Origin of the sequence: Nonomuraea muscovyensis (assembly GCF_014207745.1) — a bacterium.
Classification (GTDB): Bacteria; Actinomycetota; Actinomycetes; order Streptosporangiales; family Streptosporangiaceae; genus Nonomuraea; species Nonomuraea muscovyensis.
This window is the reverse complement of sequence record NZ_JACHJB010000001.1, coordinates 2490430-2502048: the sequence shown is the minus strand read 5'-3', so window position 1 is coordinate 2502048 and position 11619 is coordinate 2490430. Positions and strand designations below refer to the sequence as shown.

15 protein-coding genes are annotated in these 11619 nt (G+C 70.8%); 11 read left to right on the top strand and 4 right to left on the bottom strand.

Annotated features, from left to right (window positions below):
- Positions 1–80: 80 nt before the first annotated feature.
- Positions 81–722 (bottom strand): DUF305 domain-containing protein, encoded by a 642-nt coding sequence (locus FHU36_RS11800; protein WP_185083755.1) that lies wholly within the window; start codon positions 720–722, stop codon positions 81–83.
- A 382-nt stretch (positions 723–1104) separates the two neighbouring features.
- On the opposite strand from FHU36_RS11800, the gene FHU36_RS11795 reads away from it, so the two are divergent.
- The 6 genes from FHU36_RS11795 to FHU36_RS11770 all read left to right on the top strand — a co-directional run bounded on the left by FHU36_RS11795 (position 1105) and on the right by FHU36_RS11770 (position 5136).
- The gene (locus tag FHU36_RS11795) at positions 1105–1245 is read left to right on the top strand and encodes a hypothetical protein (RefSeq protein WP_185083754.1); all 141 of its coding nucleotides are present in this window, start codon (positions 1105–1107) and stop codon (positions 1243–1245) included.
- A gap of 176 nt (positions 1246–1421) precedes the next feature.
- Complete coding sequence (locus FHU36_RS11790; protein WP_185083753.1) at positions 1422–1793, top strand: BlaI/MecI/CopY family transcriptional regulator; 372 nt, start codon at positions 1422–1424, stop codon at positions 1791–1793.
- A complete protein-coding gene (locus FHU36_RS11785) occupies positions 1790–2740 on the top strand; it encodes a M56 family metallopeptidase (RefSeq protein ID WP_185083752.1) in 951 nt (316 codons plus the stop codon). Before FHU36_RS11790 ends, FHU36_RS11785 begins: the two co-directional genes overlap by 4 nt.
- Positions 2741–2891: 151 nt before the next feature.
- Positions 2892–3320, top strand: a complete 429-nt coding sequence (locus tag FHU36_RS11780) for a MarR family winged helix-turn-helix transcriptional regulator (RefSeq protein ID WP_185083751.1) — start codon at positions 2892–2894, stop codon at positions 3318–3320.
- Positions 3310–3825, top strand: a complete 516-nt coding sequence (locus tag FHU36_RS11775) for a hypothetical protein (RefSeq protein ID WP_221495845.1) — start codon at positions 3310–3312, stop codon at positions 3823–3825. Before FHU36_RS11780 ends, FHU36_RS11775 begins: the two co-directional genes overlap by 11 nt.
- A gap of 195 nt (positions 3826–4020) precedes the next feature.
- Complete coding sequence (locus tag FHU36_RS11770) at positions 4021–5136, top strand: threonine aldolase family protein (RefSeq protein ID WP_185083750.1); 1116 nt, start codon at positions 4021–4023, stop codon at positions 5134–5136.
- A 42-nt stretch (positions 5137–5178) separates the two neighbouring features.
- On the opposite strand, the gene FHU36_RS11765 is transcribed toward FHU36_RS11770, so the two are convergent.
- The 3 genes from FHU36_RS11765 to FHU36_RS11755 form a co-directional block, all read right to left on the bottom strand.
- On the bottom strand, positions 5179–5805 hold the full coding sequence (locus FHU36_RS11765; protein WP_185083749.1) for a TetR/AcrR family transcriptional regulator: 627 nt from the start codon (positions 5803–5805) through the stop codon (positions 5179–5181).
- 22 nt (positions 5806–5827) lie between these two features.
- Positions 5828–7294 carry an MFS transporter gene (locus FHU36_RS11760; protein ID WP_185083748.1) on the bottom strand — a complete coding sequence of 489 codons (1467 nt, stop codon included), beginning with the start codon at positions 7292–7294 and terminating at the stop codon, positions 5828–5830.
- 146 nt (positions 7295–7440) lie between these two features.
- A complete protein-coding gene (locus FHU36_RS11755; protein WP_185083747.1) occupies positions 7441–7968 on the bottom strand; it encodes a carboxymuconolactone decarboxylase family protein in 528 nt (175 codons plus the stop codon).
- A 215-nt stretch (positions 7969–8183) separates the two neighbouring features.
- On the opposite strand from FHU36_RS11755, the gene FHU36_RS11750 reads away from it, so the two are divergent.
- The 5 genes from FHU36_RS11750 to FHU36_RS11730 all read left to right on the top strand — a co-directional run bounded on the left by FHU36_RS11750 (position 8184) and on the right by FHU36_RS11730 (position 11596).
- Positions 8184–8459 (top strand): heavy-metal-associated domain-containing protein, encoded by a 276-nt coding sequence (locus FHU36_RS11750; protein ID WP_185083746.1) that lies wholly within the window; start codon positions 8184–8186, stop codon positions 8457–8459.
- Positions 8460–8576: 117 nt separating this feature from the next.
- The gene (locus FHU36_RS11745) at positions 8577–10010 is read left to right on the top strand and encodes an MFS transporter (RefSeq protein ID WP_185083745.1); all 1434 of its coding nucleotides are present in this window, start codon (positions 8577–8579) and stop codon (positions 10008–10010) included.
- A gap of 97 nt (positions 10011–10107) precedes the next feature.
- A complete protein-coding gene (locus FHU36_RS11740; protein ID WP_185083744.1) occupies positions 10108–10389 on the top strand; it encodes a metal-sensitive transcriptional regulator in 282 nt (93 codons plus the stop codon).
- A 26-nt stretch (positions 10390–10415) separates the two neighbouring features.
- Complete coding sequence (locus FHU36_RS11735) at positions 10416–10631, top strand: heavy-metal-associated domain-containing protein (RefSeq protein WP_185083743.1); 216 nt, start codon at positions 10416–10418, stop codon at positions 10629–10631.
- Entirely contained in the window at positions 10628–11596 is a 969-nt protein-coding gene (locus FHU36_RS11730) for a DUF8832 domain-containing protein (protein WP_185083742.1), read from the top strand. The genes FHU36_RS11735 and FHU36_RS11730 overlap by 4 nt, the downstream gene beginning before the upstream one ends.
- Positions 11597–11619: the final 23 nt, after the last annotated feature.

Here is an 11619-nt window from a genome sequence, read left to right as displayed (position 1 = left end):
ATTCGTCGTAGATGCGATGCCTACGAGTAGGCCAGAAGCGAGACGCCGGGCGCCCCCGGCGGGGCGCCCGGCGGGTGGCGTCAGAGCCGGTCGAGGATCTTCTGCATCTGCTCGATCTCGTCCTGCTGGGCCGACTCGATGGTCTTGGCCAGTTCCTTGGCCTCGGCGTTGACGCCCTCCGCCTGCTCGGTCCTGGCCATCTCGATCGCCCCCTTGTGGTGGGCGATCATCATCTGCGTGAAACGCTTGTCGAAGGTGGCGCCCTTGGCCTCCTCCAGCATCTTCATGTCCTCGCCGGACATCATCCCGGGCATGCCGTGATCCATGCCGTGCGTGCCGTCCGTGTCCGCGGGCACGGGCTTGCCCCATTCCTTGAGCCAGCCCTGCATGGTCCTGATCTCCGGGTCCTGGGCGGCCTTGATCTTCGCGGCCAGTTCCGTGACCTCGGGGTCGGAGGCGCGGCTCTCGGCCAGCTCGGCCATCTCGACGGCCTGCTGGTGGTGCGGGATCATCATCTGCGCGAACATCACGTCCGCGTCGTTGAACGAGGCTTCCGGCTGCGTGCCGGTGGGCGTGGCGGCCGCTCCGCCGGTCGTGGGCATGGCGTGGCCGGACGTCGTGCTGTCGCCGCCGCCACCGCAGGCGGTGAGCAGGACGAGCGCGCCGGCTCCGGCCGCCGCCGCGGACATGATCCTCTGGACGATCGATCGGTTGGTGAACATGGTCGAGTGACTCCTGCTGTGTCGATGGATGGGTGCATGGCCGTGGGTCGCGAGACCGATCGGCCTATATGCGGAGCACCGACACACGAGTGAGATTCAGCGCAAGAGACCCGGGGGGCGGCCTGCCCGCCGGTCCCGTGTCCGACACCGCTGCGGGCGGCATCCTCCTTCGCCCGAGCAGGCGCCCACGCCGCGCTCCCAGGAAGAGCAGAAGCAGCGAGGTGAGCACTGCCGAACACACGGTGCCGGGATCGAGCTCGGGCAACTCTCCACTTGAGGAGGCGGCGCCTGAGGAGACAGCGCCGCCCATTCCCGGATGTGGCGTCTGTCCCATGGGCATCGACGCCACCGCCGCCTCGCCGTGCCCGTGAGAGAGGTCGGCGTGTCCGAGGGTGTGCATGCCGGAGACGCCGACGACGAGCAGGACCAGAAGGACCCACCGCGAGAGGCGGCGGCATCGGTCTACTACGTGTTCGTCCATCCGTTCCCCGTGCAGATGCCGACCTGTCCCTACTCACGATAGTAGGCCTGTGCGGCACGGGCACGGCATCTGCGGCAGATCGGCGTGCCGTGCTCCACCGCGCCACGCGGTCCCCGTGGCGGCCAAATGGTTGTACAGCACAACCGGTTACGCGAACCGGTGCCTGCCTACGATGGCCGGTAGCATGGGAGCGACCTGCCCGGTGGGAAGGGGTTCGCATGGCGCGCCGTCTGGGCGAGTTGGAGTCGGCCATCATGGACCGCATGTGGTCCTACCGCCGGCCTGCCTCGGTGCGTGAGGTGCTGGAGGACCTGCGCCGGGAGCGCGAGATCGCCTACACGACCGTGATGACCGTGATGGACAAGCTCCACACCAAGGGCATGCTCAAGCGAGAGCTCGTCGGCAAGGCCTACATCTACCAGGCGATCTCCTCCAAGGAGGCCTACACCGCCGACCTGATGCGAGAGTCCCTCGCCAGGAGCGGCAACCAGGCCGCCACCCTGGTGCACTTCCTGGAGCGGCTGACACCTGAGGAGGCGAGCGCCCTGGAGGCGGCGCTGCAGGTGTTCCCGCCGAAGGGGCGCGCATGACGGCGGCGGCCGTGCTGGTGGCCTACCCGGTCATCGCGGCGATCGTGCTGCCCCGGCTGCTGGGCCGGGCGGGATGGGCCGAGCGGGCGCCCCGCCTGGCGATCGCACTGTGGCAGGCGGCGTGCGGCTCCGTGGTCGTCTCCATCCTGCTGGCGGCCTTCGCGCTTGCGGTGCCCGCTTCAGTGGTCGGCCACGGTCTGGCCGCGTTCTTCGCGGCGTGCGCCGCTCTGCTCGCGCACGGCCCGGGCATGACCGCGGCGACCACCGGAGTCGCCCTCGCCGTGGCGGGCGCCGTGGTGGCGCGGGTCGTCCACTGCGCGGTGGCGGTGCTTTCGCGCGCCCGTGCGGAGCGGCGCCGTCATGCGGAGACACTGGCGCTGCTGGGCAGGCACGACGGCCGGCTGGACGCGATCGTCGTCGACTACGACGAGCGGCTGGCCTACTGCCTTCCCGGCAGGCACGGCAAGGCCGTCATCACCACGGGCGCCCTGCGCAGCCTCAGCCTGGAGCAGGTCGCCGCCGTACTCGCCCACGAGCAGGCGCATCTGCGCGGACGACACCACCTCGTCCTCGCCGGAGCCGAAACCCTGGTCAGGGCGTTCCCCGGCGTTCCGCTGTTCGAGCAGGCCCGGGAGGAGCTCGCCCGGCTCATCGAGCTGCTCGCCGACGATGTGGCTGCCCGCCGTCACCCCCGCGTCCTCATCGCGACCGCCTTGGTGGGGCTGGCCACCGGCCGTGCTCCGGCCTTCGCCCTGGGTGCCGGCGGCGAGAGCGCGCTGGCCCGCGTACGGCGCCTGCTCAACCCGGCGACCCCCCTCGGCCGCAGGCAGCGTCTGGCCGGGTCGTTCGCTGTCGGGCTGCTGCTGGCGGGACCGGCCACGGTGGCGCTGCTGCCCGGTCTCAGCTCGTTCCTCGCGCACCACTGCCACCAGTTCCTCGGCCTCTGAGTGGTCTGCGAGATCGAGTAGAAGCAGCTGGACGGGCCACGTCTCGTGCCCGCCTCTCTTGGCAAGACCCTCCGGAGACGTTTCGGCACTGGATACCCCGAAGGGGTAGATGTGGTTGCATCTTGCAACAAAATGGTTGTACGGTCGAACCATGGCGGATGAGCATGAACTCCAGGAAGCGGTGGGAGGGTTTGTGCGGGCCTTCGGTCTCCATCGGCCTGACCAGACCCCCTGCGGGCGACCCATCCCGGTGTCGGAGGCCCATGCTCTGGGCGAACTGGCCAGGGACGGCGCCCTGCGCCAAAGCGACCTGGTTCAGCGGCTCCGCCTGGAGAAGAGCACCACCAGCCGACTCGTCACGCAGCTCATCAACCGCGGCTGGGCCGAGCGCACACCGGCCCCGGATGATGGGCGAGGCGTGCTGGTCCGGCTCACCCCCGCCGGAATCAACGCCGCGGCGCAGCTGGCCAAGGCCAGGGCGGCCCGTTTCTCGGCGATCCTGGACCGCGTCCCCGCGGCCGAACGCGCCGGTGTGCTGCGCGCCCTCGAAATCCTCACGGAGGCCATAGATGAAACTTAGGGATCGACGCGTCCAGATGCTCGCGGCGGCGCTCGCGACCCTCGCCGTCGCCGCGGCCGTGTACGTGCTCATCGGCCAGAACGAGCAGCAGGCGATGGCCGGCCGCCAGGCCGAGATCGCGGCCAGAGGCCGGCAGGTGATGCCGTTCGACCTCGAGCGCACCACCCACCGCTTCACCAAGTCCGCCACCGGCGGCGTCCAGACGGTCACCGCGGACGACCCGGCCGACGCGCAGCAGGTCAAGCTCATCCGCGAGCACCTCACCCAGGAGGCCTCAGGCTTCAGCCGAGGCGACTACGGGGATCCAGCCTCCATCCACGGCACCGACATGCCGGGCCTGCGCGAGCTCGAACAAGGCCACAGCCGGATCGACATCCGCTTCGCCGACATGCCCGCCGGAGCCCGGCTCACCTACACCACCTCCGACCCATCCATGGTCAAGGCGCTGCACGCCTGGTTCGACGCCCAGGTCTCCGATCACGGACGGCACGCCGAGCACGGCTGAGCCCGTGCCTCGGACGCGCCATTTCCCAACGGACACTCGTGTCCCGCTCATACCTAGCGGGGGTAGGGTAGTACCTCCTCCCCGTATACCCCCTCGGAGTATGGTTCAGCCTGGTGCCGCTCTCGGGAGCATCCGGCGTACCACCCCATCCGTTCGCGACCTGCGAATCACCTCGCAACAGTTGAGGAGTCGACCATGGCTGACGGCAGCATGCCCGTGCGGCGGGCGCTGTTCCTGCACGCACCGATCCGGCGCACGCCCCGCGTGATGCTGGAGCGGATGCTGGAACTGGTGGACGACGACACCCCGCCGGACGGGCCCGACGGCCCCGTGGCCGTGCTGGAACGGCGGCTGGCCGATCTGCTCGGCAAGGAGGCCGCGCTGTTCTTCCCGAGTGGGACGATGGCGCAGCAGGTCGCGCTGCGCATCCATGCCGACCGCCGCGGGCGGCGCACCTTCGCCGCTCACCCCCAGTCGCATCTGGACGTGTGGGAGGAACAGGGCTACAACGCCGTTCACGGTCTGCGGCTGCGCCGTACCGGGGATCTCTTCGAGCTGATGACGGCATCCGACCTGGCGGCGATCGGCGAGCCGCTCGCCGCTGCCGTGTGGGAACTGCCGCAGCGCGACCTCGGCGGCCTGCTTCCCGAATGGGACGACCTGTGCGAGCAGGTCGCGCTCGTACGAGCGTCCGGCGCCGCCGCGCACCTGGACGGCGCCCGGCTGTGGGAGGCGCAGACCTACTACCGGCGACCCTTCGACCAGATCGCCGCCTTGTTCGACTCGGTGTACGTCTCGCTCTACAAGAGCCTGCAGGGCGTGCGCGGCGCCGTGCTCGCCGCCGACGCCGACACCGTACGCGCCGCCGGCGTGTGGCGGCAGCGGCTCGGCGGCGGCATCCGCGACGCGTGGCCGCTGGCCCTGGCCGCCCTGGTCGGTCTCGACGCCCTGGCACCGCGCATGTCCGCCTTCCGAGACCACGCGATCGCCATCGCGGCTGCCGTCAACGCCGACGGCACCGCCCGCGCCCACCCCGATCCGCCACAGACGCCGATCTTCCACATCCACCTCCCCGCTCCCCGGCGGGCCGTCGAGCAGGCGGGGGCGGCCATTCTCGCCGAGCACGGCATCCAACTCTGGGGACGGGTACGGTCCGCACCCGATCCCTCCCGTTGCAGCTTCGAGGTCAGCGTCGGCGAGAACGCGATGGAGTTCGCTCCTGAGGAGGTGGTGGCCCTCATCCACGACCTGCTCGCCCGCACGGAGGCCGCTCCCGCGTTTGCGCCGGAACGCCGCTCTCCCACGGCGTAGACGGCACGCGGAAACTGAAGGCGTGCCGCGACTCCCGCGGTATCAGCGAGGCGGCACGAGAGCAGGCAACAACGTCGCCTCCAGGACGTCGGCAGCGGCGTCCTGCGGGAGGCGGCCGGAGTTGACGTCAATGGCAGCGGCGTGCAGAAGGCTGTAGACGGTGGTGACCATCCAGCCGAGGGGGAGGTCGTCGCGGAAGGCTCCCTCGTCGCGGCCTCGGCGCAGCAGCCCCTCCACATGGGCCATCGCCTGGTCATGATGCTTGCGCATGCGGGTGGCGTCGAGCTCGTGCTGGGCGGCCTCGAACAGGCGGCGATGCCGGTCCAGGACCTGCCACGCCGAGCGCAGCAGCCGGCGCAGCGCATCGGCCGCGGGGCCGTCGCCCGGCATCGCGGCGTTGAGCACCGGATCGGCCAGGGCGATCGCGTGATCGAGTACGGCTTCGAGCAGCACGTCCCTGGAGGGGAAGTGGGCATACAGGGTGACGCGCCCGACGCCGGCGGCGCGCGCGATCGCGGCCATGCTCACCTGGGGATCCTCGGTGAAGCAGACCAGCGCGGCCGCCACGATGGCGGCGACGTTGCGTTCGGCGTCAGCGCGGCGCCGGGGTGCGACATCACGCTGTTGCCCGGCGCCGGTGTGCCGGCGGTTCGTGTCGGCGGACTTCACAACGTCTCAGCCTATGGCGCTTTCAGTGGGCGAACACTGGCCGGTCGCCGACAGGCGGGCGGCCGGGAGGCACCAGCCATCCGGACAGGGCGGCCAGGACGACGGCCACCACGGCCGCGGCGGTGAAGGCCGCGCCGAACCCGCCGACCGGATCCGGAGCGGCGGAGGCGGCGCTCAGGCTGGAGGCGGCGATGCTGGAGACGAGCGCGACCCCGAGGGTGGCGCCCAGCTCATGTCCGGTGTTGATCAGCCCGGAGGCCATGCCGGCCTCCTCGGCGTCGACGTGGGCCATCGCGGTCGTGGTGGCGGTGACGAACGTCGCGCCGAGCCCGAGGCCGGCGACGGCGAAGCCGGGCAGGACGTGCACCCAGGCATTGCCGGTCGCGGGCACCTGAGCCAGCAGCAGCGCTCCCGCGCCGGCCAGGAGGAACCCGGCGACAGCGGCGGGACGCCCGCCCAGCCTGCCGACGATGTGCACGCCGGCGTGCGTGCCCAGCCCGATCGTCAGGGCGACGGGAAGGAACAGCAGCCCCGTGGTGAGCGGGCTCAGCCCCAGAACATGCTGAAGGTATTGGGAGGCAAGGAAGAAGTCGGCCAGCAGGAGGCCGGATGCGCCGAGCATGACGAGGTTGCCCGCGGCCACGGGGCGGCGCATCAGCATCGCCACGCGGATCAGCGGGGCCGTGACCGCGCGCTCGACCGCGACGAACACCACCAGCAGCGTGATCCCGGCGGTGAACGCCAGCAGGGTCACGGGGTCCGTGAAGCCGGTGTCGCCGGCTCGCACCAGCCCGTAGATCAGTGAGCCGACCGCACCGGTGACGACCACGGCGCCCGGCACGTCGACGCGGGGGGCGCGTGTCGCCGAACGCCCGGCGTCGACCAGCATGGGCAGGGCGATGGCGACCAGGACGCCGACCGGGACGTTGATGAAGAACGCCCATTCCCACCCGGGACCGGCGGTGAACACCCCGCCGAACAGCACGCCGATGGCCGCTCCCGCGCCGCCCAGGGCGGCCCAGACGCCGAGCGCCCGGTTGCGGTCCGCTCCGTGGAAGGTCGTGGTCACGATGGACAGGGCCGCGGGCGACAGCAGCGCGGCGCCGATGCCCTGGGCGGCGCGGGCGGCGATGAGGATGCTCGCGCTCGCGGCAAGCCCGGAGGCCAGCGAGGCGAGGGTGAAGATCGCCAGCCCGGCGAGGAAGACGCGACGACGGCCGAGCGCGTCGGCCAGGCGGCCGCCCAGCAACATCAGCCCGCCGAAGCACAGCGTGTAGGCGGTGACCACCCAGGTCAGGGTGGCACGCCCGAGTCCGAGCTGGTCGGCGATCACCGGTAGGGCGATGTTCACCACCGTCACGTCCAGGATGACCATGAACTGTGCCAGGGACAGCACGCCCAGCGCCCACCATCGCAGCGGGGCGTTGGGCGGGGCTTCGTGCGCCGGGTGCCGGCCCGGATGGGAGGCCGGATGGGAGGAAGGACGCATCACCACTCCTAAGTCGAACAGGTCTGTTCGGGTTAAGGTAGCGCGCGACGGCCGATAAGTCGAACACTGGTGTATAGATTGCGGCGCCACGGCCCGCCGGATGCCCGTCTCGTGTCCGGTGGGCGGACTCCCTCCCCGCGGGTGTCCTACGCGGTCGTGTCGGGCGGCTCCAGCCCGGCCAGCAGGTTGAAGGAGCCGGTCAGCAGGTTGAGCGCGACCAGGCCGGGGATCTCGGCGATGATCCGGTCGCTCCAGCCGTGCGCGCGGAGGTCGGCGACGTCCTGGTCGGTGATCGAGGACGGCTCGGCCAGCACGCGGACGGCCACGGCGATGAGCGCCGCCTCGCGGGCGTCGGCGGAGGTGCCCTGGCGCGCGAGGGCGATGTCGGTGTCACTCAGCCCTGCAGCCCGTGCCGCCTGGGTGTGGGCGTCGAGGCAGAGGCCGCAGTCGATCCACTCCTGCACGGCGAGCGAGATCTTCTCGCTGACGGCGCGGGGCAGCTTGGTCCGCTTCATGGCGCGTGAGAGGTCGAGGTAGCCCTGGAGCAGCGCCGGTGAGTGGGCCATGGTGCCGACCATCTCGCCGGCGGCGCCCCTCCTGCCGATGATGTCGTTCAGCAGTTCCCGTGACTTCTCCGGCGCGTCAGCCGGATCGAGTGCGGTCAGGCGTCTCATGCGTCGTCTCCTCCGACGTTCGGTGTCAGTGCTATACCCCCCTACCGTATAGGGGGAGGAGGTGGAGGGGTCAAGCGGCACGACGCGTCCGGGCACGAGCCGGCCGTCGTCAAGGCCTCGAAGGCGTGAGGACAGGGTTGCAAACCCCGGGGGGGTATGTTAATTTCCTCGGCGACACAGATACCCCCTAAGGGTATCGAGCAAAGGAGGGCTACATGTGCACGGCATGTGCGTGCGGCACCGGAGACACCGCGACGGCGACGGCGGCCACCGGGAGTGGCGACCAGAGCGTCTATTCCGTGAGCGGCATGACCTGCGGCCACTGCGTCTCGTCGGTCTCGGCTGAGATCGGCAAGGTCGGCGGCGTGTCCGACGTGGCCGTCGAACTGTCCACCGGCGCGGTCACCGTGAGCGGCGCGGGCTTCTCCGACGAGGAGATCCGCGCCGCGGTGGAGCGCGCGGGCTACCAGCTGTCCGGGACCGGGTCCTAGGAACCTGAACGGTGGGCGTGCATCTGTCTGCACGCCCACCGGTGGGTCCGGTCCGATTCCTACGTCACCCCAGACCCCTACGTCGCATCGTACGGTGCGAGAATCAGGAGTGCGGCTGTGAACGCCGTCAATCCCCGCAGGTGGTGGGCACTCGTCGTGCTCGCCGCCGCGCAGTTCATGGTCATCATGGACACCTCGATCATCGGCGTCGCGCTGCCGGAGATGCAGCGTGACCTCGGCTTCACCCAGGGCGGACTGCAATGGGTGTTCAACGCCTACGTGATCGCCTTCGGCGGTCTGCTCCTGCTCGGCGGCCGGCTGTCCGACCTGTTCGGCGCCCGGAGGATCTTCGCCATCGGCTGGATCGTCCTGATCGCCGGGTCCGTCGTCGCCGCGGCCGCCGGGACGGCCTGGGTGGAGATTCTCGGACGGGCGGTGCAGGGCGTCGGCGGCGCGCTGATCGCCCCCGCCGCGATGACCCTGCTCATGATGCTCTTCGGGCACAACCCCCGGGAACTGGGCAAGGCCATGGCGCTGTACGGCGCGGCCGCGCCCGCCGGCGGCACGGCCGGCGTCTTCCTCGGCGGTGTGGTCACCGAGTATCTGAGCTGGCCGTGGGTGTTCATCGTGTACATCCCCATCGGCCTGGCCACCCTGGCCGCGATCCCCGCGGTGCTTCCGGCGGTCCAGGGCCGGCGCGGCTCGGTCGACGTGCTCGGCGCCATCGCGGTCACCGCCGGCATCGCCCTTGCCGTCTTCGCCGTCGTCCAGGCCCCCGAGCAGGGTTGGGGCTCGCCCGCCACCCTGCTGGAACTGGCCGGCGCGGTCGCGCTGCTGGCGGTGTTCCTGCTCATCCAGCGCGCGGTCAAGCAGCCCATCATGCCGCTCGGCATCTGGCGCACCCCGGGCCTGGCCACCGCCAACCTGGCGATGGCGCTGCTCGGCGCGGCCTGGATCCCGATGTGGTACTTCCTCAACCTCTATCTCCAGCAGGTCCTTGGCTACGGCGCCTTCCCCAGCGGCGCGGCGCTGCTGCCGATGACCGTCGCCATCATGATCTTCATGATCGGCATCACGGCACGGCTGCTGGGCCGCTTCGGCGCCAAGCCGCTCATCGTCGGCGGCCTGGCCGTGCTGGCGCTCGGCGTCGGGGCGCTGTCCCTGGTCCGGCCGGACGGCGCCTTCGTCACGGACGTGCTGCCCGCCTCGCTGGTCGCCGCCGTGGGCATGTCGCTGGCCTACATCCCGGCGATGATGTCCGCCATGTCGGGCGTGCGCCCGGAGGAGAGCGGGCTGGCCTCGGGCATCGTCAACACCACCTACAACGTGGGCTCGGCGCTCGGCCTCGCGGTCATGACCGCCATCGCCACCTCGCAGGGAGCCGCCGAACTGGGAGACCCGTCCCGGCTCACCGACGGCTTCCAGGCTGCCTTCGTCGGAGCGGCCGTGGTCGCGGCCCTCGGCGGCGCCCTGACCCTCGTGCTCATGCGCAAGCCCAGGGCATCCGCCGCCACGGACCCCCAGCCGGAAACGCAGTCGCTCGGCGCATGACGGGAGCCGCCGGCGGCGGCTCCCGGGGACTTGGTCAGGAATACCATAGGGGGGTATGGTGTTATGAGAGGGGAGCGCACCGGATCGGAGAACGAGCATGGCCGGATACACCGACACCAAGCAGGACCACCAGCGGCGGCTGCGCCGGATCGAGGGCCAGATCCGTGGGCTGCAGCGGATGGTCGAGGACGACAAGTACTGCATCGACATCCTGACCCAGGTGTCGGCGGCCAACAGCGCGCTGCAGTCCTTCGCCCTCGCCCTGCTGGAAGAGCACATGGCCCACTGCGTCGTGGAGGCGACGCGCAAGGGTGGCGCGGAGGCGCAGGCCAAGGTCAAGGAGGCCGCCGACGCCATCGCCCGACTGGTCCGATCCTGATTGACCACCACGAAGGAGTGAACGATATGTCCACCACCGCCAGCTACACCGTCACGGGCATGACCTGCGGCCACTGCGTCAGCTCGGTCAAGGAGGAGGTCGGCGAGGTGCCCGGGGTGACCGCCGTCGAGGTGGACCTGGCCACCGGCTTGCTGACCGTGCGGAGCGAGAGCCCCGTCGACCAGGCGAAGATCGTCGCCGCGGTCGAGGAGGCCGGATACGCCGTGGCAGGTCAGTCGTGAACACAGCAGCCAAGCTCGGCGCCTACGGCCTCGGACTGGCCGTCGTCTTCGGCGGGGCGCTCGGCCTCGGCAATGCCGTCGGAGCGGTGACCCCCGCTCCGGCGGCGACGTCGAGCCACAGCGCCCACGCCGAGCCGGTGGCCACCACGGCACCGGCCGCCATCGATACCCCCGGAGGGCTCCAGGTGTCGGAGAACGGTTACACGCTCACCCCGCTCACCGGCGCGATCAAGCCCGGCGAGCCCACCGATTTCCGGTTCGGCGTGACAGGACCTGGCGGCAGGCCGGTTACGGACTACGAGGTCGCGCACGACAAGAAGCTGCATCTCATCGTGGTCTCGCGTGATCTCGGCGACTTCCAGCACGTGCACCCGGAGCTGGGCGCCGACGGCGTCTGGTCGGTGAAGCTGACCCTGCCCGAGGCGGGCGCGTACCGGATGTTCGCCGACTTCAAGCCGACCGGTGGCGAGGCGCTGACACTGGGGGCCGACGTGCTGGTGGCCGGCGACTACGCGCCCAAGGCGCTGCCGGCGGCCGGTCGCACGGCTACCGTGGACGGGTATACGGTCGAGTTGGAAGGCGAGCTGGTGCCGGGCCGGTCGAGCCGGCTGGCCCTCGCGGTGAGCAAGGACGGCAAGCCGGTCACCGACCTGCAGCCCTATCTGGGCGCGTACGGTCACCTGGTGGCCCTGCGCGGCGCGGATCTGGCCTACCTACACGTGCACCCCGACGGGGAGCCCGGCGATGGCAAGACGCAGGCCGGACCCGGGATCGTCTTCTACGCCGAGGCGCCGAGCACGGGCAGCTACCGGCTGTTCCTCGACTTCCAGCATGAAGACAAGGTTCGCACCGCGGCCTTCACCGTCAACGTCGGCACGGCTCCGGCCGTCGCCGCCGAAACCACATCCGAGCCCACTCCCACCAAGTCCAGTTCGCAGGACGAACACGGCGACCACAGCCACTGACGCCGGACATGACGTGAGAAAGG

Coding starts and splice junctions, on each gene's coding strand:
- FHU36_RS11785 (WP_185083752.1), top strand. CDS start 1,790: ATGACGGCGGCGGCCGTGCTGGTGGCCTACCCGGTCATCGCGGCGATC.
- FHU36_RS11800 (WP_185083755.1), bottom strand. CDS start 722: ATGTTCACCAACCGATCGATCGTCCAGAGGATCATGTCCGCGGCGGCG.
- FHU36_RS11740 (WP_185083744.1), top strand. CDS start 10,108: ATGGCCGGATACACCGACACCAAGCAGGACCACCAGCGGCGGCTGCGC.
- FHU36_RS11735 (WP_185083743.1), top strand. CDS start 10,416: ATGTCCACCACCGCCAGCTACACCGTCACGGGCATGACCTGCGGCCAC.
- FHU36_RS11790 (WP_185083753.1), top strand. CDS start 1,422: ATGGCGCGCCGTCTGGGCGAGTTGGAGTCGGCCATCATGGACCGCATG.
- FHU36_RS11775 (WP_221495845.1), top strand. CDS start 3,310: ATGAAACTTAGGGATCGACGCGTCCAGATGCTCGCGGCGGCGCTCGCG.
- FHU36_RS11780 (WP_185083751.1), top strand. CDS start 2,892: ATGGCGGATGAGCATGAACTCCAGGAAGCGGTGGGAGGGTTTGTGCGG.
- FHU36_RS11770 (WP_185083750.1), top strand. CDS start 4,021: ATGGCTGACGGCAGCATGCCCGTGCGGCGGGCGCTGTTCCTGCACGCA.
- FHU36_RS11750 (WP_185083746.1), top strand. CDS start 8,184: ATGTGCACGGCATGTGCGTGCGGCACCGGAGACACCGCGACGGCGACG.
- FHU36_RS11755 (WP_185083747.1), bottom strand. CDS start 7,968: ATGAGACGCCTGACCGCACTCGATCCGGCTGACGCGCCGGAGAAGTCA.
- FHU36_RS11760 (WP_185083748.1), bottom strand. CDS start 7,294: ATGCGTCCTTCCTCCCATCCGGCCTCCCATCCGGGCCGGCACCCGGCG.